General features: G+C 69.0%; 22 protein-coding genes. 15 read left to right on the top strand and 7 right to left on the bottom strand.

Going from position 1 to position 20149, the window contains the following annotated elements; translation table 11 throughout:
- Positions 1-4 precede the first annotated feature (4 nt).
- A complete protein-coding gene (locus AACH00_RS09515) occupies positions 5-1633 on the bottom strand; it encodes a peptide chain release factor 3 (RefSeq protein WP_341398880.1) in 1629 nt (542 codons plus the stop codon).
- A gap of 155 nt (positions 1634-1788) precedes the next feature.
- On the opposite strand from AACH00_RS09515, the gene AACH00_RS09510 reads away from it, so the two are divergent.
- On the top strand, positions 1789-3594 hold the full coding sequence (locus AACH00_RS09510) for an OPT/YSL family transporter (RefSeq protein ID WP_341398879.1): 1806 nt from the start codon (positions 1789-1791) through the stop codon (positions 3592-3594).
- 78 nt (positions 3595-3672) lie between these two features.
- Here the strand turns inward: AACH00_RS09510 and AACH00_RS09505 are convergent, their stop codons facing one another.
- The 5 genes from AACH00_RS09505 to alr form a co-directional block, all read right to left on the bottom strand.
- Positions 3673-4182 carry a Dps family protein gene (locus AACH00_RS09505; protein WP_341398878.1) on the bottom strand — a complete coding sequence of 170 codons (510 nt, stop codon included), beginning with the start codon at positions 4180-4182 and terminating at the stop codon, positions 3673-3675.
- A gap of 120 nt (positions 4183-4302) precedes the next feature.
- Positions 4303-4476, bottom strand: a complete 174-nt coding sequence (locus tag AACH00_RS09500; protein WP_341398877.1) for a hypothetical protein — start codon at positions 4474-4476, stop codon at positions 4303-4305.
- A gap of 273 nt (positions 4477-4749) precedes the next feature.
- Positions 4750-5154 (bottom strand): alternative ribosome rescue aminoacyl-tRNA hydrolase ArfB, encoded by a 405-nt coding sequence (gene arfB, locus AACH00_RS09495; protein WP_341398876.1) that lies wholly within the window; start codon positions 5152-5154, stop codon positions 4750-4752.
- A gap of 29 nt (positions 5155-5183) precedes the next feature.
- Positions 5184-5726 carry an acyl-CoA thioesterase gene (locus tag AACH00_RS09490; protein WP_341398875.1) on the bottom strand — a complete coding sequence of 181 codons (543 nt, stop codon included), beginning with the start codon at positions 5724-5726 and terminating at the stop codon, positions 5184-5186.
- A 60-nt stretch (positions 5727-5786) separates the two neighbouring features.
- On the bottom strand, positions 5787-6893 hold the full coding sequence (alr, locus tag AACH00_RS09485) for an alanine racemase (protein WP_341398874.1): 1107 nt from the start codon (positions 6891-6893) through the stop codon (positions 5787-5789).
- A gap of 186 nt (positions 6894-7079) precedes the next feature.
- On the opposite strand from alr, the gene AACH00_RS09480 reads away from it, so the two are divergent.
- From AACH00_RS09480 to AACH00_RS09435, 10 genes are all read left to right on the top strand, one after another.
- Positions 7080-7697, top strand: coding sequence for a DedA family protein (locus AACH00_RS09480; protein WP_341398873.1), 618 nt, complete (start codon positions 7080-7082; stop codon positions 7695-7697).
- 12 nt (positions 7698-7709) lie between these two features.
- Positions 7710-8573, top strand: a complete 864-nt coding sequence (locus AACH00_RS09475) for a DMT family transporter (RefSeq protein WP_341398872.1) — start codon at positions 7710-7712, stop codon at positions 8571-8573.
- Positions 8574-8684: 111 nt separating this feature from the next.
- The gene (locus AACH00_RS09470) at positions 8685-9170 is read left to right on the top strand and encodes a glutathione peroxidase (RefSeq protein WP_341398871.1); all 486 of its coding nucleotides are present in this window, start codon (positions 8685-8687) and stop codon (positions 9168-9170) included.
- Positions 9171-9230: 60 nt separating this feature from the next.
- Complete coding sequence (locus AACH00_RS09465) at positions 9231-10496, top strand: putative Na+/H+ antiporter (RefSeq protein WP_341398870.1); 1266 nt, start codon at positions 9231-9233, stop codon at positions 10494-10496.
- A gap of 56 nt (positions 10497-10552) precedes the next feature.
- Positions 10553-11749 (top strand): amino acid aminotransferase, encoded by a 1197-nt coding sequence (locus AACH00_RS09460; RefSeq protein WP_341398869.1) that lies wholly within the window; start codon positions 10553-10555, stop codon positions 11747-11749.
- A gap of 258 nt (positions 11750-12007) precedes the next feature.
- Positions 12008-12367, top strand: coding sequence for a DUF1924 domain-containing protein (locus AACH00_RS09455; protein WP_423221922.1), 360 nt, complete (start codon positions 12008-12010; stop codon positions 12365-12367).
- A complete protein-coding gene (locus tag AACH00_RS09450) occupies positions 12364-12831 on the top strand; it encodes a diheme cytochrome c (protein ID WP_341398867.1) in 468 nt (155 codons plus the stop codon). Before AACH00_RS09455 ends, AACH00_RS09450 begins: the two co-directional genes overlap by 4 nt.
- Entirely contained in the window at positions 12828-13544 is a 717-nt protein-coding gene (locus AACH00_RS09445) for a cytochrome b/b6 domain-containing protein (protein WP_341398866.1), read from the top strand. Before AACH00_RS09450 ends, AACH00_RS09445 begins: the two co-directional genes overlap by 4 nt.
- An 11-nt stretch (positions 13545-13555) precedes the next feature.
- Positions 13556-14227: a winged helix-turn-helix domain-containing protein gene (locus AACH00_RS09440; protein ID WP_341398865.1), complete on the top strand. Its 672-nt coding sequence runs from the start codon at positions 13556-13558 to the stop codon at positions 14225-14227.
- Complete coding sequence (locus AACH00_RS09435) at positions 14224-15588, top strand: histidine kinase dimerization/phospho-acceptor domain-containing protein (RefSeq protein WP_341398864.1); 1365 nt, start codon at positions 14224-14226, stop codon at positions 15586-15588. The genes AACH00_RS09440 and AACH00_RS09435 overlap by 4 nt, the downstream gene beginning before the upstream one ends.
- A gap of 67 nt (positions 15589-15655) precedes the next feature.
- Here AACH00_RS09435 and AACH00_RS09430 read toward each other — a convergent pair whose 3' ends face one another.
- Entirely contained in the window at positions 15656-16624 is a 969-nt protein-coding gene (locus AACH00_RS09430; RefSeq protein WP_341398863.1) for a LysR family transcriptional regulator, read from the bottom strand.
- A gap of 136 nt (positions 16625-16760) precedes the next feature.
- On the opposite strand from AACH00_RS09430, the gene AACH00_RS09425 reads away from it, so the two are divergent.
- From AACH00_RS09425 to AACH00_RS09410, 4 genes are read left to right on the top strand one after another with little or no spacing between them, the layout of a single operon-like run.
- A complete protein-coding gene (locus AACH00_RS09425) occupies positions 16761-16982 on the top strand; it encodes a hypothetical protein (RefSeq protein ID WP_341398862.1) in 222 nt (73 codons plus the stop codon).
- 52 nt (positions 16983-17034) lie between these two features.
- Positions 17035-17304 (top strand): hypothetical protein, encoded by a 270-nt coding sequence (locus AACH00_RS09420; RefSeq protein WP_341398861.1) that lies wholly within the window; start codon positions 17035-17037, stop codon positions 17302-17304.
- A gap of 53 nt (positions 17305-17357) precedes the next feature.
- A complete protein-coding gene (locus AACH00_RS09415) occupies positions 17358-18773 on the top strand; it encodes an amidase (protein ID WP_341398860.1) in 1416 nt (471 codons plus the stop codon).
- Positions 18770-20140: a tetratricopeptide repeat protein gene (locus AACH00_RS09410; protein WP_341398859.1), complete on the top strand. Its 1371-nt coding sequence runs from the start codon at positions 18770-18772 to the stop codon at positions 20138-20140. Before AACH00_RS09415 ends, AACH00_RS09410 begins: the two co-directional genes overlap by 4 nt.
- The last annotated feature ends 9 nt before the right edge of the window (positions 20141-20149 follow it).

Raw genomic sequence — 20149 nt, 5'->3', positions numbered from 1 at the left:
GCGATCAGTCGCCCATCCGCTGCTGAAACACCAGACCCGCGTGCTCGCGCAGCGCGTGGAACTTGATCTTCGGCCAGTTCTCTTGGATGGCGCGCAGCTCGCCGGCGTATTCCAGCAGCAGCGTCGGTGCATCGACGGCGTCGAGGGCCATGCGGTGGCTGTTGTTGTCGATGAAGCGCTTGAGTTCGGCCTCGCCACCATCGGCGGCATCGCAGGTCACCCAGCGGGCCACGTTGAAGCGGGCCGGCATGATGCGCGCCTTCACGCCGTACTCATGCTCCAGGCGGTGGGCCACCACTTCGAACTGCAGCTGGCCCACGGCGCCGAGCAGCAGCACGCTGCCCAGCATCGGGCGGAAGACCTGGATGGCGCCTTCCTCACCCAGCTGTGTCAGGCCGGCGCGCAGCTGCTTGGTGCGCAGCGGGTCGGCCACTTCCACCGAGCGGAACAGCTCAGGCGCGAAGAAGGGCAGGCCGGTGAACTGCAGGGTTTCACCTTCGGTGATGGTGTCGCCGAGCTGCAGCACGCCGTGGTTCGGAATGCCGATGATGTCGCCGGCAAACGCCTCGTCCAGCAGCTCGCGCTTCTGGCTCATGAAGGTCACCACGGTGTTCGGGCGCAGCTCCTTGCCGGAGCGCACCACCTTCAGGCGCATGCCGCGCTCGAAGCGGCCGGAGGCCACGCGCAGGAAGGCGATGCGGTCGCGGTGGGCCGGGTCCATGTTGGCCTGGATCTTGAAGACCACGCCGGTGAACTTGGGCTCTTCCGGCGTCACGGTGCGCTGGATGGCCGGGCGCGGGCCGGGGGCCGGGGCCAGGCCCACGAGAGCGTCCAGCACTTCCTGCACGCCGAAGTTGTTCACGGCCGAGCCGAAGAACATCGGCGTCTGCTTGCCGGCCAGGAAGTCTTCCAGCACGAACTCGGGCGCGGCTTCGCGCACCAGCTCCACCTCGCCCTGCGCCTGGTCGTACTGCATGCCGAAGCGCTCGGCGTACAGCGGGTTGTCGAGACCGTCAATGACTTCCTCGCCGCCCGCCACGCGGTCTTCACCGGGGCTGAAGACGCGCATCTGCTGCTTGCGCAGGTCCATCACGCCGTGGAAGAACTTGCCCATGCCCACCGGCCAGGTGAACGGCACCACCGTCATGCCCAGCTCGGCCTCGATCTCGTCCATCAGGGCCAGCGGGTCTTTCACCTCGCGGTCCATCTTGTTGACGAAGGTCAGGATGGGCGTGTTGCGGGCGCGGCAAACCTGCAGCAGGCGGCGGGTCTGTGGCTCGACGCCGTTGGCCGCGTCGATCACCATCAGCGCGGCGTCCACGGCGGTCAGCACGCGGTAGGTGTCTTCCGAGAAGTCCTGGTGGCCCGGGGTGTCCAGCAGGTTGATGGTGCAGTCGCGGTATTCCATCTGCATCACCGACGACGCCACCGAAATGCCCCGCTGCTTTTCGATCTCCATCCAGTCGGACGTGGCGTGGCGCGACGCCTTGCGCGCCTTCACCGAGCCGGCGATCTGGATCGCGCCCGAGAACAGCAGAAGCTTTTCCGTCAGCGTGGTCTTGCCCGCGTCAGGGTGGGAAATGATGGCAAAGGTGCGGCGGCGGCGCACCTGATCGGCGAGTTCGGCAGACATGGCAAGAGCGGCCCGGTGATGCGGGCGCTGGCAGCAGCAACCCGGCGAGGGAGGGGAACCCGCCATTATCGCCGGGCAGGGCCGCGGGTACAGTCCCGGCTTTTCCGCCCATGGTCACGAGCCGGGTGGCGGCGTGAAACTTGCTGATTCCTCGCATGCAACAGACTCTTTCCACACATGGCGCTGATCCGCGCCGCTGGGCCTGGCTGCCCCCTGTCGGCAGCCCGGGTTATTACACGCTGCTGGCCCTGGTGGGCATGCTGGTGCTGGGCCCGCTGGGCGCCGTCACCGCGGCCTTCATGAACTTTTCGCTGGGTTTCCTGGTGGGCGGGCAGGTGCTGGCCGGCATCCTCGGCTCGGTCATCACCTTCGGTTACGGCGTGGAAGGCAAGCACGGCGCCAACTACATGCAGACCACGGCGGCCTCGGTGGCCAGCCTGGGCGGCATGGGCGTGTTGATCCAGGCCCAGGCCTGGATGGGCATGCCGCCGATCCCCGACTGGCAGATGGTGGTGTACCTGCTGTGCGTGGGCATGCTGGGCGCTGGCGTGGGCATGCTCTACACGCCGGTGCTGGTTGACCGGCTGCGGCTGGTGTTTCCGTCGGGCCTGGCGGTGGCCAACATCCTGCGGGCCCTGACCGACCCGGTGCTGCTGCGCCAGTCGGTGTCGCGCCTGTTTGGCGGCGTGGGCGCCGGCCTGCTGGGCGGCATCGCCTCGGCCAAGGTGGCGGCGCTGGGCGCACTCGAAATCTCCACCTCCACCTTCGGCGCTGGCCTGGTGGTGGGCGCGCGCATCGGCATCCCGGCGGTGCTGGCCGGTGTGCTGGGCTGGGCGCTGGTACCTTACTTCATCAGCATCGGCTGGCTGAAGGACGGCGATCCCTTCCGCAAGATCACCTTCCTGATCGCGCTGGGCATGATCCTGGGCGCGGCGGTGGTCGATCTGTCGCTGATTTTCTGGCGCACGTTTGCCTCCCGCGTGGGTGTGGGCGTGACCGAAGCGATGCCCGAAGAAACCACCACCGGTCCGCGCGCCAGCATCTGGCGCCTGGTGCTGTGGGTGCTGTTCTGGGGCGCGGCCACCGTGGTGGCGGGCGTGCAGTTCTTCAATGAGCCGGTCAGCTACATGCTGCTGTCGCTGGGCCTGGTGATGGTGTTCGCCATGGTCAACGGCATCTCGCTGGGCGTGAGCGATTCCAACCCGATCTCCTCGGCGTTTGTCGTCACCGTGCTGGTGCTGGCGGCGTTTGGCCTGCAAGACCCGCTGCTGGGCCTGATGGCGGCGGCCGTGCTGCTGGTGGCCACCAGCGTGGCCTGCGACATGCAGCAGGACCGCTCGACCGGCTGGCGCCTGGGCTCGAACCGCGCCCTGCAGTTCCGCTTCCAGGTGGCGGGCCTGGTGATGGGCGCCGTGATGGCGGTGGTGCTGGCCAAGCTCTTCATGACGGCCTACCCGGTGCTGCTGCTCGATCAGACCGTGATGCGCGCCGACGAAGTGCCGGCGCAGTGGACGTCGGCGATGACCTACAAGTTCGTGGGCGTGCTGCGCAGCCTGACCGACCCGAAGCCGTTCCAGATGACGGCCATCGTGCTGGGCGTGGGCATCGGCTTCATCACCGAGTTCCTGCGCAAGTTCATCAAGAGCCGCGCGGGCTATCAGGCGTTTGTCGCCCGCAGCAAGAATGGTTTCGCCACCGACTTCATGCTGGACGCGGTCGTGCTGCCGTCTCCGTACGCCAGCAGCTTCGGCGGCTTTGTCACCCTGGGCACCTCGCTGTGGCTGGGTGCGGGCGGCGTGGTGTCGAGTGCACTCAACACCTGGAATGCACGTCAGGGCCAGCAGGACGATGGCCTGCCGTCGGACATGAGCAGCACCTCGCTGGTGGGTGGCGGCTTGATTGCCGGTGACGCGCTGGCGGCGCTGGGCCTGGGCCTGGCGGGTTTGGCTGCGCTGGTTTGATGCACTGACGTTGCCCAAGCATCAACAAAAAGGGCTGCCCGCGGGCAGCCTTTTTTTCATGGCGCGGTGGCCGGGGGTTCAGTCTTCCAGCAGCGAGCGCAGCATCCAGGCGGTCTGCTCATGCACCGTCAGGCGCTGGGTCAGCACGTCGGCCGTGGGCTCGTCGCCGGCCTTTTCCACCAGCGGGTACAGGCTGCGGGCGGTGCGCGCCACGGTTTCATGGCCTTCCACCAGGATGCGGACCATTTCCAGTGCCTTGGGCGGCGTGCTCGGGGCATCGGCCACCGAACTCAGCTTGGCGTAATCGGCGTAGCTGCCCGGGGCGATGTGGCCCAGCGCGCGGATGCGCTCGGCGATCGGGTCCACGGCGTTCCACAGCTCGGTGTACTGGCCCATGAACATCGCATGCAGCGAATTGAACATCGGCCCCGTCACGTTCCAGTGGAAGTTGTGGGTGGTCAGGTACAGCGTGTAGGTGTCGGCCAGCAGGCGCGACAGGCCATCGGCCACGGCGGCGCGGTCTTTCTCGCTGATGCCGATGTTGATGGCGGGGCCGGCTTTGCCGACGGACTTGGGGCTCTTGGCCATGGTTCGCTCCTTGGTGTCAGGGTTCGTTTCGGGCATCTTGAAACAGATGCTCCGACTGTAGAACGCCCGACGTATTTTGTTGTGACGGATCGGGCCGCGTCTGTGCGCGGCGTGGGGGCTTCAGCTCGCCGCCAGGTGGTGGCTCCACTGTCCCAGCCACAGCAGCGCACCTGCCGCAACCAGACCGAAGCCGATCTGCTGTTGCCAGCGCAGGCGCAGCGTGGGGGCTGAGGCGGTGGTGGCGGCAGTGATGGCGGCAGTGCCGCGGTCGACGGGGCGGGGGATGCGGGGCATGGAACTCTCCTGCAAGGCGGTGGGGCGGCTCGGGGCGCGCAAGGTGCCGGGGTTGCCCGCCGCGCCTGACCGGTTTTTCGGCCAATCCGCAGCGATGCTGAAGCGCGCCAGCCAATCACGGGGTGTGTGGCCGCCGGAGCGCTCTGTTGACCGGGGTACCGGGCATGGCGAGAGTTTAGGGATTCGCTATTGAATCATCCAATGCAATAGCTTTATCGCGGCCATAGCCGGGGCGGCGGCAGGGTGGCGCGCTGTGCTCGATACCCGGGTGCGTCAGTCCACCGGCTTGCCGCGGCCCGCCTTGATGTCCGACCGCCGTGATTTGCCATCCAGCCGTCGCCGCTGTGAGCCGCGCGTCGGTTTGGTGGCCCGCCGGGCCTTGGGCACATGGGCGGCCTGCGCCACCATGGCCTGCAGGCGGGCGAGCGCATCGGCCTGGTTCATGGGCAGGCTCCGGTGCTCCTGCGCCTTGATGACCACCACGCCTTCGGCGGTGATGCGCTGATCGGCCAGGGCCAGCAGGCGCTCTTTCACCGGCTCGGGCAGCGAGGACGCGCGGATGTCGAAACGCAGGTGCACGGCGTTCGACACTTTGTTGACGTTCTGGCCGCCAGCCCCCTGCGCGCGGATGGCACTGAACTCCACCTCGTCCGCGCGGACGTTGGGCACCGAGGCCATGCGCTGTCTGCCCGATGGCGCCGCAGCGCTCAGGCCGCAGCCGTCGGGGCGTCGGGCGGCGAAGCGGGCGACGTGGACGAATTGCCGACCTGGCCACCGGCGCGCATCTCGCGCTGGCGCTGCTCCATCTCGGTGCGCAGCTGGCGGCGGATGCGGGCGTTGTCCCAGCGTCGCTTCTCGTCCGGTGAAAACGGACGCAGGGCCGGCACGGGCACCGGCTTGCCGCCGTCGTCCACCGCCACCATCGTGAAGAAGCAGCTGTTGGCGTGCCGAACCACCTGGGTGCGGATGTTCTCGGCCACCACCTTGATGCCGATCTCCATCGACGAGGTGCCCGTGTGGTTCACCGCCGCGAGGAAGGTGACCAGCTCACCCACGTGGATGGGCTGGCGGAACATGACCTGGTCCACGCTCAAGGTCACCACATAGCGGCCGGCGTAGCGGCTGGCGCAGGCGTAAGCCACCTGGTCGAGGAACTTGAGGATGGTGCCGCCGTGGACATTGCCGCTGAAGTTCGCCATGTCGGGCGTCATCAGCACGGTCATCGACAGCTGGTGGGAAGGAAGATCCATCGGGGGTGTTCAGAAAGTGGGTGGGTGCCCCGAGGGCAAGCAAGGTCGGGGCCCGGGGCCTCAGGCCACGGTGACGGGCACCCGGGGCGCCAGGGCGCACATCAGTTCATAGCCGATGGTACCGGCCGCCCGGGCGATCTCGTCGATGCCCAGCAGGCTGCCGCCCGGCCCCTGGCCCCACAGCGTCACTTCGCTGCCCAGCTGGGCGGCGGGCACGGGGGTCAGGTCAACGGCCAGCATGTCCATCGACACCCGGCCGATGGTGCGGGTGCGCACGCCGTCCACCAGCACCGGTGTGCCGGTGGGGCAGTGGCGCGGGTAGCCGTCGGCATAACCGCAGGCCACCACGCCGATGCGCAGCGGGGCATCCGCCACGAAGCTGGAGCCATAACCCACGCTCTCGCCGGCCGGCACCTGCTGGGTGGCGATGATCTTCGAGCGCAGCGTCATGCCCGGGCGCAGTTGCCAGTGTGCGGCGTCGTGTTCAGGGAAATCAGGCACCCCGCCGTAGCTCATGATGCCGGCGCGCACCCAGTCGGCACGCACGCCGGCATCGGCGGCATGTCGCAAGGTGGCGGCACTGTTGGCGAGTGAGCGCTCACCTGGCAGATCATGCGTGGCAGCCGTCCAGGCGGCCACCTGGTGGGCGATGCCGTTCTGGCCGAAGCGGTCGCCATCGGCATCGGAAAAGTGCGTGACCAGCGAAATTTCATCCACCTGCGGCAGCGCGTTCAGGCGCGTCCAGGCCGCCCGGAAGGCGCGCGGCGTGAAGCCCAGGCGGTTCATGCCGCTGTTCATTTTGAGGAAAACGCGGTGCGGCGTGTGGGTCTTGTGCGCGGCCAGCCAGTCGATCTGGGCTTCGTTGTGCACCGCGTGCCACAGGCCCAGCCGTGAGCAGAGTTCCAGATCGCGGGGCTCGAACGCGCCTTCCAGCATCAGGATCGGGCCGCGCCAGTCGAGGGCCCGCAGGCGCTGGGCCTCGGCGAAATCCAGCAGCGCGAAGCCGTCGGCGCCCCGCAAACCCTCGAACGCCCGCTCGATGCCGTGGCCGTAGGCGTTGGCTTTCACCACCGCCCAGACCCGGGCGTCGGGGGCACAGGCCCGGGCGCGTTCGAGGTTGTGGGCCAGGGCGTCGACATGGATCAGGGCTTCGATCGGGCGGGGCATGGTTCAGCAAATGCGGGGGCCGGGGGGCTGGTCAGTGTGCCAGAGGCCCCACCGAGAATTCTTCGGTCCTGCATGGCCTTGTCAGGCGGTGGCTGGCGTTGCTGCTATAAATGCGGGCCGCCGACAGGCTGGCCGTCCATCCCGAGACCTCGGGGTGGGGAGGCCGGCACCGCGGAAATCGCCGACATGGACGTCTTCAACGCACTGCTTCCCATCTTCACCGAGTACGGCTACCTGGCGGTTTTCACCATGTTGCTGATCTGCGGCTTCGGCATTCCCGTGCCCGAAGACGTCACCCTCGTGACCGGCGGCGTGATCGCCGGCCTGGGCTATGCCGACCCGCACACGATGTTCGCCGTCGGCATGGCCGGCGTGCTGATCGGCGACGGCATGGTGTTTGCCATCGGCCGCTTCCAGGGCGAAAAGGTGATGCGCTGGCGCATCTTCCGCAAGGTGCTCACGCCCGAGCGTTATGCCAGCGCCCAGGGCGCCTTTGAAAAATACGGCCGCTGGGTGATGTTCGTCGCCCGCTTCCTGCCCGGTCTGCGCACCCCGGTGTTCTTCACTGCTGGCATGAGCCGCCGCGTCAGCGTCGGTACCTGGTTCCTGATGGACGGCGTGGCCGCCCTGATCAGCGTGCCCATCTGGGTTTACCTCGGCTACTTCGGCGCCCGCAACTGGGACTGGATGTGGCGCATGGTGCACAGCTTCCAGTACGGCATCTTCGGCCTGCTCGGCATTGGCCTGGTGGTTGGCGGGGTGCTGTGGTGGCGCCGCCGCAACTGCGGCCCGCGCGCCGACTGAGCCTGCCGCTTCATGACCTTGCGAACCTCACCGCTGCCCGCGGTGGCTGGCCTGTTGACCAATGCCATGGTCTGGGGCCTGTCGTGGTGGCCGATGCGCCAGCTGAACGCTGCCGGCCTGCACCCGCTCTGGGCCACGGCCATCATCTTTGCCATCTCTGTTGCGGCCATCACCCTGCGCAAGCCTGCCGCCTGGCGTGAGCTGCTGACCCAGCCACCGTTGTGGTGGATCTTGCTGGCCGCCGGTACCACCAATGCCAGCTTCAACTGGGGCGTGACCGCCGGCGATGTGGTGCGCGTGGTGCTGCTGTTTTATCTGATGCCGCTGTGGGCCGTGCTGCTGGCGCGCTGGCTGCTGAAGGAGCCCATCACCGGCGCGGCCGTGATGCGGCTGACGCTGGCGCTGGGCGGGGCCGCCGTGGTGCTGTGGCCGGCCGAGGGCCAGGGCCTGGGCGCGTTCAACCCGATGGACCTGCTGGGCCTGATCGGCGGCTTCAGCTTTGCGCTGAACAACGTGATGCTCAAGCGCGAATCGCACCGGGGCGACGGCGGGCGCGGCCTGGCCATGTTCCTGGGCGGCTGCCTGGTGTCGCTGGCCCTGACGCAGGTGCTCGACGTGCCGCCGCCCCCGGCGGTGGCGCCGGGCTGGTTGCTGGGCGCCGTGGCCATGGGCGGCTTCTTCCTCGTCAGCAACCTGGCGCTGCAATATGGCGTGTCGCGGCTGCCGGCCAACGTCACGGCCGTGATCATGCTCACCGAGGTGCTGTGGGCCGCCGGCTCGGCGCTGCTGCTGGGCGCTGGCGTGCTGACGCCGCAGCTGGCCATAGGCGGCGCGCTGATCGTGGGCGCGGCGGCGCTGGCTGCCCTGCGGCCTTGACGGTTGCTTTGTGGCCTTGATGGACGTTCTGCGGCCTTGATACGCGCCTCCGGGCGCCGGGCTACCATCCAAGCTGTTGCAACCCACCGGGGCGCTCGCCCGCGCATCGCCATGTCCAGCATCTACGATTTTGAAGCCCAGTCGATCACCGGCCAGAACGTGCCGCTGAAGGACTTCCAGGGCCGCGTCCTGTTGATCGTCAACACTGCCAGCCAGTGCGGGTTCACGCCGCAGTTCAAGGGCCTGCAGGCGCTGTGGGACAGCTACCAGACCCAGGGCCTGACGGTGCTGGGCTTTCCCAGCAACGAGTTCGGCAGCCAGGACCCCGGCAGCAACGACGAGATCTCCTCGTTCTGCGAGCTGAACTTCGGCGTCAACTTCCCGATGATGGCCAAGATCGAAGTCAACGGCAAAGGCGCGCACCCGCTGTATCAGTGGCTGAAGAGCGAGAAGCCCGGCCTGCTGGGCAGCGAAGGCATCAAGTGGAACTTCACCAAGTTCCTGGTCGGCAAGGACGGCCGCGTGCTCAAGCGTTATGCGCCCCAGGATTCGCCGGAGAAGATCCGCGCCGACATCGAGGCCGCACTGGCCGCCTGAGCTTCGCCTCTGTTCGGCTTGACCCCGGCCTGAGACCTCGCCGACCTGAAATCCATCTTCATGCAGCACACCGCCACGCCTCTTGAGTGGGCCGCCGCCATCGTCTTCGCGCTGGCGCTGATCCACACCTTCACCGCCAAGTACTTCGAGGCGCTGGCGCATCGCCACCCGCGCCATGAAGGTCTGTTCCACCTGCTGGGTGAGGTGGAAGTGGTGTTCGGTTTCTGGGCCGCGGTGTTGATGCTGATCACCGCCGGCATGGCGGGCAGCCACCAGGCGGTGAGCTACATGGAGTCGCGCCAGTACACCGAGCCGCTGTTCGTCTTCGTGGTGATGGTGATCGCGGCGTCGGGCCCGGTGCTGGCGGCGGTGTCATCGGCCGTGGCGGCGCTGGCCCGCCTGCTGCCGCTGCCCGATGCGCTGGCGCGCGTCTGGCTGGCGCTGGCGGCCGTGCCGGTGCTGGGCTCGCTCGTCACCGAACCCGCCGCGATGACGCTGGCCGCGCTGATGCTGCGCCCGCTGGTGTTTCGCGCTGGTGTCACCGAGTGGCGCAAGTACGCCGCGCTGGGCGTGCTGTTCGTGAACATCTCGATCGGTGGCACGCTCACGGCTTATGCCGCACCGCCGGTGCTGATGGTGGCGGCTGCCTGGCAATGGGACACCGCCTTCATGGCCGCCCAGTTCGGCTGGAAGGCCGTGCTGGCCGTGCTCATCAATGCCAGCGTGCTGACCTGGCTGCTGCGAGGTGAGGTGGGCCAGGGCGGTGACGCCGGAGCGGCGGATCAGCCGCCCTCGGCGCCGCTGACGGTGCAACTGGTGCACCTGGCCTTCCTGGCCGCGGCGGTGGTGTTTGCGCACCACCCGGTGATCTTCATCGGCATCTTCATGTTCTTCCTCGGCTTCACCCAGGCCTATGCCCGTCACCAGACCCCATTGATCCTGAAGGAAGCGTTCCTCGTGGGCTTTTTCCTGGCGGGCCTGGTGGTGCTGGGCGGCCTGCAGCAGTGGTGGCTGCAGCCGATCGTGTCGGCTCTCAGCCCGACGGCGATGTTCTTCGGTGCCCTCGGCCTGACGGCCATCACCGACAACGCGGCGCTCACCTACCTCGGCTCGCTCATCCAGGGCATCTCGGCGCCCACGCAGTACATGCTGGTGGCCGGTGCGGTGGCTGGTGGTGGCCTCACGGTGATCGCCAATGCGCCGAACCCGGCTGGTGTGTCGCTGCTGAGGCGCGGCTTTGCCGATGAGTCCATCGGTGCCGGTGCCTTGCTGCTCGGGGCGCTGGCGCCCACCGCCGTGGCGGCGGCGGCGTTCCTGCTGCTCTGAAAGGTGGGTTGCAGGCGGTCGATAATGGCCGCTTCCCCACCGGAGGCACTGCACCCATGTTCGCGCACATCGACGCCTATGCTGGCGACCCCATCCTCACGTTGAACGAGAACTTCCAGAAGGATCCGCGCAGCGACAAGATCAACCTGTCGATCGGCATCTACTTCGACGATGCCGGGCGCATTCCGGTGATGGACGCCGTGCGTCAGGCCGAGGCCCGCATCGCCCAGCAGACGGGCCCCAAGCCCTACCTGCCGATGGAAGGCCTGGCGGCATTCCGCACCGAGGTGCAGAAGCTGCTGTTCGGCGCCGATGCACCGGCACTGGCCGAAGGCCGCGTGGCCACGATCCAGTCGGTGGGCTCCAGCGGCGGCCTGAAGGTTGGTGCCGACTTCATCAAGCGCTGGTTCCCCGACAGCGCCATCTGGGTGAGCGACCCCACCTGGGACAACCACAAGGCCGTGTTCGAAGGCGCAGGCCTGACGGTGAACACCTACCCGTACTACGACGAGACCACGGGTGGCCTGCGCTTTGACGCGATGCTCGAGAAGCTGCGCACGCTGCCCGCACGCAGCGTGGTGCTGCTGCACGCCTGCTGCCACAACCCCACCGGCGTCGACCTGACCGCGGCCCAGTGGGACGCGCTGATCCCGGTGCTGCGTGAGCGCGAATTGCTGCCCTTCCTGGACCTGGCCTATCAGGGCTTCGGTGATGGCATCGAGCAAGACGCCTACGCCGTGCGCGCGCTGGGCGCCTCGGGCCTGGCGGGCTTCCTGGCCAACTCGTTCTCGAAGAGCATGAGCGTGTACGGCGAGCGTTGCGGCGCGCTCAGCGTGCTGTGCCCGAATGCGGTCGAAGCCCAGCTGGTGCTGGGGCAGTTGAAGGCCACCGTGCGCCGCAACTACTCGAACCCGCCGATGCACGGCGGCCAGCTGGTGGCCACCTTGCTGGGCACGCCTGAGCTGCGCGCGCTGTGGGAAACCGAACTCGACGCGATGCGAGTGCGCATCCAGGCGATGCGCGAGCAGCTGCATGCGGTGGTCAGCGCCAAGGTGCCCGGCCGCAACTTCGATTACTTCCTGACCCAGCGCGGCATGTTCAGCTACACCGGCCTGACGCCTGCGCAGGTCGACCGCCTGCGTGACGAGTTCGGCGTGTACATCCTGCGCTCGGGCCGCATGTGCGTGGCCGGCCTGAACAGCGGCAACGTGGAGCGCACCGCCAGCGCGATGGCGGCGGTGCTGCTGGCCTGATGCTGCGCCGGTCTCGCTGCATGAACTAGTCGCAACGGCGGTACCCACAACGGTATCTGCCCCGGCCCTCACAACGGCCCGCATCGCCACCGATGCGGGCCGTTGTCGTTAAGGCGGGCTTCATGCCGCCGGCCCACCATGGCAACACGTTTGATCGGAGTTGCCATGTTCCCTGACCTGTTGGCCTTGTCCACCGCGCGACCGCGTGGATGGCTTCTCGCTGCGCTTCCACGCTGGCCTGCCCTCTGTGCTGCCTTGCTGCTGGCGCTGACGGGCTCGCTGGCCGTTGCGGCCTCGCCGGCTGAGCTGCTGGCGGCCTACACGGCCGAGGCGGGTGCCCCGGCCAGCGCGGTGCGGGGCGAGGCGTTTTTCACCAGCCGGCACGGCCGTGAATGGGCGTGTGCGTCCTGCCATGGCGTCAAGCCGGTGCAAGACGGCAAACATGCCGCCACCGGCAAGGTCATCGGCCCGCTGGCGCCGGCCTTCAACCCGCAACGCTTCACGGACGCGGGCAAGGCCGACAAGTGGTTCCGCCGCAATTGCCAGGACGTAGTCGGGCGCACCTGCACCGCTGCTGAAAAGGCCGACGTGCTGGCCTGCCTGGTGAGCCTGCGATGAGGGCCGCTGTCTACTCCGGGCTTTTCGCTGCCCTGCTGCTGGCCTGCGCACCCCGCGTGCAGGCCGATGAAGGCGGCGCCCGGGTGCCGGTGTTGCCGCTGTACCAGCAAGAGTGCAGCGCCTGCCATGTGGCCTACCCGGCGCGCGGTTTGCCGGCCGCGTCGTGGCAGCGCCTGATGGGCAACCTGCCACGGCATTTCGGCACCGATGCGTCGCTCGATGCAGCCTCCCTGCGTGAGATTTGCGGCTGGCTGCAAACGCATGCCGCCACCGGTCAGCGCGCCAATGATCAGCCCGCCGACGACCGCATCACCCGCACCCGCTGGTTTGTCCGCGAGCACGATGAGATATCGCCCGCCGTGTGGCGGCGCGCCTCGATCGGCAAGGCCAGCAACTGCGCGGCTTGCCACACCCAGGCCGCGCAAGGCCGGTTCAGTGAACACGATGTGAGGATTCCCAGATGACCCAACCCCGAGTGCTTGTCTGGGACTGGCCCGTGCGCGTTTTTCACTGGCTGGTGGTGGCGTGTTTCGCCGGTGCGTGGTTGACGGCCGAAAGCGAGGCCTGGCACCTGGTGCACATCACGCTGGGCTACACGCTGGGCGGCCTGGTGGCGTTCCGCCTGGTGTGGGGCGTGGTGGGCAGCCGCACGGCGCGGTTCACCTCGTTCGTGCGCAGCCCGCGCGCCGCGCTGGCCTACCTGCAGCACCTCAAGGCGGTGGCCCTCGGCCAGGCGCCCCGGGAGGCCGGCAGCGACGCACCGGTGGGTGTGGGCCACAACCCCGCCGGCGCCTGGGCCATCGTCGGTTTGCTGGTGCTGATCGCCACCACCGTGGGCCTCGGTTGGGCCACGGAAACCGAACGCCTGCCGGCCTTCCTTGATGAGGCCCATGAAGCCGCCGCCACCGCCTTGCTGGCGCTGGTGGGGCTGCATGTGGCGGGCGTGGTGGTGGGCAGCCTGGTGCACCGTGACAATCTGGTGCGGGCGATGCTGACGGGCTTCGGCCGCGGCCGGCCGCAGGATGCGATTGCGCGCAGCTGGTGGTGGCTGGGGGCCCTGATGCTCGCGGCGGTGCTGGCCTTCTGGGGCTGGCAGTGGCAACAGGCGCCGGCAAATCCGCATGACCCAAGCCAAGTCGCAAGCCACGACAAGGACGATGATGGTGATGATGACTGAGGAGCGGCCACATGCGCATCTTGCTGGTTGAAGACGACGCCCTGCTGGGCGACGGCCTGCGTGCGGGCTTGCGCCAGCAAGGCCTGGTGGTGGATTGGGTGCGTGATGGCCTGGCCGCGCAGCGCGAGATGCGCACGGCCGTGTACGCCGCCGTGGTGCTTGACCTCGGCCTGCCCTTGATGGACGGCATGGACGTGCTGCAGCAGGTGCGCGCAGCCGGCATCACCACGCCGGTGCTGGTGCTCACGGCCCGCGACGCCGTGGCCGACCGCATCCGCGGACTGGACGGCGGTGCGGATGACTACGTGCTCAAGCCGGTCGATCTGCATGAGCTGGCGGCCCGCCTGCGCGCGCTGGTGCGCCGCTCTGCCGGCCAGCCGCAGGAGTGCCTGACGGCCGGTGGCGTGACCCTGGACCCCGCCGCGCGACAGGTGCTGCTGGACGGCGCGCCGGTGGCCTTGTCGACGCGCGAGTTTGATCTGCTGCAGGCACTGATGCTGAATGCCGGTCGCGTGCTGTCGCGCGATCAGCTGGAGCAGCACCTCTACAGCTGGGGCCAGGAAGTGGAGAGCAATGCGGTGGAGGTGCACATCCACCACCTGCGTCGCAAGCTGCGGCCCGAGCTCATCACCACCGTGCGCGGCGTGGGCTACATGCTGGCCCGTGCGGAAGGCCCGGCATGAGCCGCGGCGTGCCGTCCCTGCAGCGCCGGCTGCTGGTGGGCCTGGCCTGTGCGCTGGGAGGCCTGTGGCTGCTGACCGGCCTGCTGCTGGGGCTGGATGCGCGGCACGAGCTGGATGAATTGCTGGACGCCCACCTGACCCAGGCGGCGGCGCTGCTGGTGGCGCGGCAGGCCCCCGGCCATGACAACGACGATGACGACGGTCTGGTTGATGCACCGACGCTGCACCGTTATTCGCGACAGGTTTCTTTCCAGGTCTGGCACGAGGGCGAGCTCATCCTGCGCTCGTCGAACGCGCCGGCCACGCCCTTGATGGTGCGCGCTGACGGCTTCGAGACCCGCGACATCGACGGCCAGCGCTGGCGCCTGTTCGCCACGCGCGGCATCGAGAACGACATCCAGGTCTACGTGGGCGAGCAGCTTGAAGCCCGCGACGCCATTCTCATGGCCGTGATGCGCGGTTTGCTGATGCCGATGCTGGTGGCGTTGCCGCTCATCCTGTTGCTGATCTGGTGGATCCTTCGCCGGGGCCTGAAGCCCTTGCATGAGTTGCAGCAGCAACTGGCCGGGCGGGCGCCGCTGGCGCTCACGCCCTTGCCGCTCACGCCGGGCACGCCCAGTGAGATCGCGCCGCTGCAGGCCACGCTGAATGGCCTTTTCGAGCGCATTGCACACCTGCTGGACAGCGAGCGCCGCTTCACGGCCGATGCGGCGCATGAGCTGCGCACGCCCATCGCGGCCATCCGCGCGCAGGCCCAGGTGGCGCTGGGTGCGCAGGACGAGCCCGATCGCCGGCATGCGCTGCAGGCCACGCTCGCCGGGTGTGACCGGGCCAGCCACCTGGTGCAGCAGTTGCTGACGCTGGCGCGGCTGGAAGCAGGGGCCACGCAGCCGCGGCAGACACCGGATCTGGCGGCGCTGACCCGGCGTGTCGCCGCTGAGCTGGCCCCGGCAGCGCTGGCGCGTGGGCAGCAGCTGGAGGTGCTGGCCGATACGCCGGTGATCTGCAGCGCCGACGAAGCTCTGCTCGGGGTGCTGCTGCGCAACCTGATCGACAACGCCCTGCGTTACGCGCCTGATGGTGCGACGGTGGTGGTGTCGGCCGGGTTGGTGGGCGATGGCCCGATGGGTGGTAGCCGGTGGCACTGGTGCATCAACGACAGCGGGCCGGGCCTGGCCGAGGCCGACATGGCGCGGCTCGGTGAGCGCTTCTTCCGGGTGCTGGGCACGGCGGCGCCGGGCAGCGGCCTGGGCTGGTCCATCGTGCGGCGCATCGCGGCCGTGACGGGCTGCAGCATCCAGCTGGCGCGCTCCAGCACCTTGGGCGGCTTGCGTGTCGAGGTCAGCGGGCCCGTGGTCTGAGAGGTCCACCTGAGCGGCCCAACTGAGCTACCCAGTTGAGCTGCCCAGCTGAGCAAGCCCGCCCGCCTCAGCGTGCCGAGGCCGGCGCCGCAGCCGGCGGCTGGTCGGGTGTGTCCTGTCGCCCGGCGGCCACGAGACCCCGCAGCCAGCGGTGGGCGGGGTCGCTGTCCTTGCGCATGTGCCAGACCATCTCCACCCGCACCCGGTTCAAGTCGAACGGCAACTCGCGCACCACGAGATGGTCCTGGTTGCCGGTGGCCGAGATGAACGACAGCGGCAGCACGGTCAGCAAATCGGACCGCGTCACCACCTGGCCGGCCGTGTAGAACTGGTTCACCGTCAGCACGATGCGCCGTGTGCGCCCGAGGTTGGACAGGGCCTGGTCGACAAAGCCCTGCGGCCGCCCGGAAAAGCTCACCAGCAGGTGGTGCGCGTCGCAGAAGGCGTCCAGGGTCAACGGGCCACGCGCCAGCGGGTGGCCCGGGCGCATCACGCACACATAGCGGGTGTCGTAGAGCCGCAGGTGGCGCAGCGGCGTTTCCTCGCCGGCTGCGGTGATGGCCGCTACTGCATCGGGGAAGTGGCCCACGGCCAGATCGGCCTCGCCGCGCTCGATCATGGCGCGCGGGTCACGGGTGGCCAGCGGCAGCACGCGGAAGTTGGCCAGCGCACGCTGCTGCTCGGTCGCCCGCACCAGCAGCGGCATCAGCAGCACGGCGGTGGCGTCCACCATCGCGAGCCGGAAGTTCACTTCGTCGGCGCTGGGGTCGAACTCGCTTGGGGCCAGCGCCTGCTGCAAGCCCGACAGCGCGGCCCGCACCTGCGGCCACAGGGCCTGCGCACGCGGGGTGGGTGACATGCCGTGGGCAGTGCGCACGAACAGCGCTTCGCCCACGGCGTCATGCAGGCGCTTCAGGGCATGGCTGACGGCGGGCTGGGTCATCGCCAGCACGCCCGCACTGCGCGTCAGGCTGCCTTCGGCCATCACGGCGTCGAACACGCGGAGCAGGTTCAGGTCAAGTGTGCGGAAGTTCACGGACGGCTTTGTTATGCGATTGGTGAATATCGTATCTGAATAATATTCAGTGGGCGGCAATAGGGGAAACCCGTACAGTCCACCCCATCGACGCACAACGTCCCCCTGCAACCTGACTTCCACCGAGGTTCCCACCATGACCACTTTTGCACTGCCTTCCGGTTCCTATCGCGCCGCTTCCCTGAAGCAGGTCTGGGCTGGCCGGGCCCGTGCCGTGGGCCATGCCGTGTGGGTGGCGCTGGAAGAAGCCGGTCGCCGCCGCGCCGCGGTGCAGATGCTGCACACCGCTGAACGCGTGGCCGCCGGCCAACCCGAACTGGCCGCTGCCCTGCGCAACGCCGCGACCTCCAAGCGCTGAGCTTTCACGCCGCGCCCCCTTTGTTCCTAGGCTCTGTTTCCAGGAGATCACCATGACCGCCATCACCTCGCAAACCTTCCACCACGCTCCTGCCTTCACCGTGCCGCGTGGCGCGCGTGTCGTCGCCGAGTTGTTCATCGCTGCTGCTCGCCTGACGGCTCGTGCCTTCAGCGCCGCCCCGTCGGTGGCCAGCACCCTGCGCAGCCGCGCCGCCGAAGCCGAAGACGTGCGTCGCCTGGCCCGCACCTGGGAGCGCACCGACCCCGGTTTCGCTGCTGACCTGTACGCCGCCGCTGCCCGCCACGAAGGCCAGGCCGACTGACACAGGTTCTCCGGCATCATGGCGTGACCACGTCACGCCATGAGGAGCCGGAGATGACCGAAGCACTGCACGCGCTGAGCGCCACCGAGCTGGGCGCTGCCTACGCCAGCGGTGCGCTCTCGCCGGTCGAGGTGACCCGGGCCGTGCTGGCCCACATCGACGCCTGCGAGCCTGTTCTGCATGCCACCTGGGCGCAGGACGAAGCCGAGGCGCTGCACATGGCGCAGGCCTCGGAAGCCCGGTGGCGGCACGGCCAGCCCTTCAGCGCGCTCGACGGCGTGCCCGTCACCCTGAAGGAAAACATCGCCACCCGCGGTGTGCCGATGCCCCTGGGCTGCGCCGCCACGGTGTTGAGCCGCGCGCTGGACGATGCGCCGCCCGCAGCCCGTCTGCGTGAAGCCGGCGCCGTGTTCGTGGCGCGCACCACCATGCCCGACTGGGGCATGTTGTCGTCGGGCCTGTCGAGCTTTCATGCGCTTGCCCGCAACCCCTGGGACACCCGGCTGAACCCCGGTGGCTCCAGCGCCGGGGCTGGCGCCGCTGCTGCGGCCGGTTATGGCCCGTTGCACCTGGGCACCGACATCGGTGGTTCCATCCGCCTGCCCGCCAGCTGGTGCGGCGTGGTGGGCTTCAAGCCCAGCCTGGGCCGCATCCCGATCAAACCCCCGTTCGCCGGCCGTGTGGCGGGCCCGATGACCCGCACCGTGGCCGACGCCGCGCTGGCGATGAGCGTGCTCTCACGCCCCGACTGGCGCGACGGCATGAGCCTGCCGCCGCAGCCGATCGAATGGCAGCAGCTGGAGCGTGACGTGCGCGGCCTGCGTTTCGGCTTGTTGCTGGACGCCGGCTGGGGCGACGCCCTGAACCCGGAAGTGGCCCTGGCCGTGAGCGACGCGGCCCGCGCCTTCGAGGCCGCCGGTGCGGTGGTGGAGCCCATCGGCCCGCTGTCGACACGGGCGATGGTGCAGGGCCTGGACCATTTCTGGCGCATGCGCTCGTGGCTCGATTACGCCGCGATGCCGCCCGAGCGCCAGGCCAAGGTGCTGCCCTACATCCGCGACTGGATTGCCGCCGGCCAGCACCTCACGGCCGAGCAGGTGTTTCGCGGCTACAGCCAGATCGCTGCGCTGCGTGATTCGGCCATCGCCGCCTGCCAGCCCTTTGATTTTGTGCTGTCGCCCGTCAGCCCCGAGACGGCCTTCCCCGCCGAGCAGGCCAGCCCCTTGAATGACCCGGAGCGGCCGTTCGAGCACATCGCTTACACCTTGCCGTACAACATGAGTGAGCAGCCGGCGATCAGCGTGAATGCCGGCTTCGACGCGGCGGGCCTGCCCATCGGGCTGCAGATCATCGGGCGGCGGCATGACGACCTCGGTGTGCTGCAGATGGCCCGCGCCTGGGAGCAACTCCGCCCGGCCCAGCGGCCCTGGCCGGAGGTCTCGATTCCTGCCGTACAGTCGCGGGCATGAGCCTGCCACCTGAGCCCCAGCGTGTGTTGAGCGTGCCCGCTGCCGGGCGCGGCGGCAGCGTGTCGAGTTGTGCGCAGCAAGCGCTGCTGGACGCGCAGCAGGCTTGGCTCGAAGGCCGGCCGTCCGTGCCTGGCTTCTTGCAGCAGGCGCAGGAAGCGGATCCGCAGTGGGCTTATCCGCTCGTGCTGCAGGCGCTGTGGTGCCTGGGCCAGGCCGAGGCCGGTTCGCCGGCCCGTGCGCGCGCCTGGCTGAACCAGGCTGCGGCCTGGCTGCCCGGCGCACCGCCGCAGGAACTGCAACACGCCCACGCGGCGGTGGCCGTGCTCGACGGCCGCTGGCACGAGGCCTGCCGGCTCTGGGACGACCTGCTGCTTGGCTCGCCACACGACGTGCTGGCGCTGCTGCTGGCCCACCACTGGGACGTGCAACGCGGCGAGGCCCTGCGCCTGCGACAGCGCCCGGCGGCCGTGCTGCCCGACTGGGACGAGACCGACCCCCGCTTTGCGCAGGTGATGGGTTTGTATGCCGCCGGCCTGTCGGAGAATCAGCTGTATCCACAAGCCGAGGACATGGGCCGGCGTGCGCTGGCCCTGCAGGCGCGCGTGCCCGCCGCGGTGGTGGCCGTCGCGCAGGTGATGCAGTCGCAAGGCCGCTTCGAGGACGGCACGGCCTGGTTGCGCCAGCACCAGCCCGCCTGGGCTGACGACGCGGTGCAGGCCTCGCACGGCTGGTGGTTGATGGGCCTGTTCCGGCTGGAGGCGATGGACGTGCCCGGCCTGCAGCGCTTGGTGGATGCGCACCTCAGTGGCGCGGCACTTGGCTCGGCGCAGGCGCGCATCGATGCCGTGTCTTTGCTGTGGCGCATGCAGTGCGTGGGCGTGGACGTGGGCGGCCGTTTTGCCGAGGTGCTGCAGGTATCGCCACCGGATGCGCCCGACGTGGCGGCCGGGGAACATGCGCGCAGCGATCTGCATGTGTTGCTGGCGCTGCTGGGCGCGGGTGAGCTGTCGCGCGCCGAGCGCTGGGTGGCCCGCTGTGCCGAGCGCGCACTGCAGCCTGAAGAGGCGCGCCGCAGCAACCATGCGGTGGCCCGTGAGCTGGGCCTGCCCTTGATGCGCAGCCTGCTGGCGCTGTCGCGCGGCGAGGGCCCGCGTGCCCTGGCCAGCCTGCATGCGATGCGCAACAGCGGCCATCGGCTGGGCGGCACGGCGGTGCGCCGCGAATGGCTGGATCACACGCTGCTGAGCGCGGCCTGTGAGGTGGGCGCTGCCGACATCGGCCGGGCCTTGCTGAACGAGCGGCGCATGTCACGCCCGCTGACGCCGCTCACCCGGCACTGGGCCGCGCGCCTGGGCCTGGCGCTGTGAGCGCGGCCG

It is taken from the genome of Ideonella margarita (assembly GCF_038066635.1).
GTDB lineage: Bacteria > Pseudomonadota > Gammaproteobacteria > Burkholderiales > Burkholderiaceae_C > Ideonella > Ideonella margarita.
Note: the sequence above shows the minus strand (reverse complement) of the source record. Positions and strands in the feature narration are given on the sequence as shown.

Excerpts from the sequence above, each read along its gene's own strand:
- AACH00_RS09515 (WP_341398880.1), bottom strand. The coding sequence starts at position 1,633 with ATGTCTGCCGAACTCGCCGATCAGGTGCGCCGCCGCCGCACCTTTGCC.
- AACH00_RS09510 (WP_341398879.1), top strand. The coding sequence starts at position 1,789 with ATGCAACAGACTCTTTCCACACATGGCGCTGATCCGCGCCGCTGGGCC.
- AACH00_RS09505 (WP_341398878.1), bottom strand. The coding sequence starts at position 4,182 with ATGGCCAAGAGCCCCAAGTCCGTCGGCAAAGCCGGCCCCGCCATCAAC.
- AACH00_RS09500 (WP_341398877.1), bottom strand. The coding sequence starts at position 4,476 with ATGCCCCGCATCCCCCGCCCCGTCGACCGCGGCACTGCCGCCATCACT.
- arfB (WP_341398876.1), bottom strand. The coding sequence starts at position 5,154 with ATGGCCTCGGTGCCCAACGTCCGCGCGGACGAGGTGGAGTTCAGTGCC.
- AACH00_RS09490 (WP_341398875.1), bottom strand. The coding sequence starts at position 5,726 with ATGGATCTTCCTTCCCACCAGCTGTCGATGACCGTGCTGATGACGCCC.
- alr (WP_341398874.1), bottom strand. The coding sequence starts at position 6,893 with ATGCCCCGCCCGATCGAAGCCCTGATCCATGTCGACGCCCTGGCCCAC.
- AACH00_RS09480 (WP_341398873.1), top strand. The coding sequence starts at position 7,080 with ATGGACGTCTTCAACGCACTGCTTCCCATCTTCACCGAGTACGGCTAC.
- AACH00_RS09475 (WP_341398872.1), top strand. The coding sequence starts at position 7,710 with ATGACCTTGCGAACCTCACCGCTGCCCGCGGTGGCTGGCCTGTTGACC.
- AACH00_RS09470 (WP_341398871.1), top strand. The coding sequence starts at position 8,685 with ATGTCCAGCATCTACGATTTTGAAGCCCAGTCGATCACCGGCCAGAAC.
- AACH00_RS09465 (WP_341398870.1), top strand. The coding sequence starts at position 9,231 with ATGCAGCACACCGCCACGCCTCTTGAGTGGGCCGCCGCCATCGTCTTC.
- AACH00_RS09460 (WP_341398869.1), top strand. The coding sequence starts at position 10,553 with ATGTTCGCGCACATCGACGCCTATGCTGGCGACCCCATCCTCACGTTG.
- AACH00_RS09450 (WP_341398867.1), top strand. The coding sequence starts at position 12,364 with ATGAGGGCCGCTGTCTACTCCGGGCTTTTCGCTGCCCTGCTGCTGGCC.
- AACH00_RS09445 (WP_341398866.1), top strand. The coding sequence starts at position 12,828 with ATGACCCAACCCCGAGTGCTTGTCTGGGACTGGCCCGTGCGCGTTTTT.
- AACH00_RS09440 (WP_341398865.1), top strand. The coding sequence starts at position 13,556 with ATGCGCATCTTGCTGGTTGAAGACGACGCCCTGCTGGGCGACGGCCTG.
- AACH00_RS09435 (WP_341398864.1), top strand. The coding sequence starts at position 14,224 with ATGAGCCGCGGCGTGCCGTCCCTGCAGCGCCGGCTGCTGGTGGGCCTG.
- AACH00_RS09425 (WP_341398862.1), top strand. The coding sequence starts at position 16,761 with ATGACCACTTTTGCACTGCCTTCCGGTTCCTATCGCGCCGCTTCCCTG.
- AACH00_RS09420 (WP_341398861.1), top strand. The coding sequence starts at position 17,035 with ATGACCGCCATCACCTCGCAAACCTTCCACCACGCTCCTGCCTTCACC.
- AACH00_RS09415 (WP_341398860.1), top strand. The coding sequence starts at position 17,358 with ATGACCGAAGCACTGCACGCGCTGAGCGCCACCGAGCTGGGCGCTGCC.
- AACH00_RS09410 (WP_341398859.1), top strand. The coding sequence starts at position 18,770 with ATGAGCCTGCCACCTGAGCCCCAGCGTGTGTTGAGCGTGCCCGCTGCC.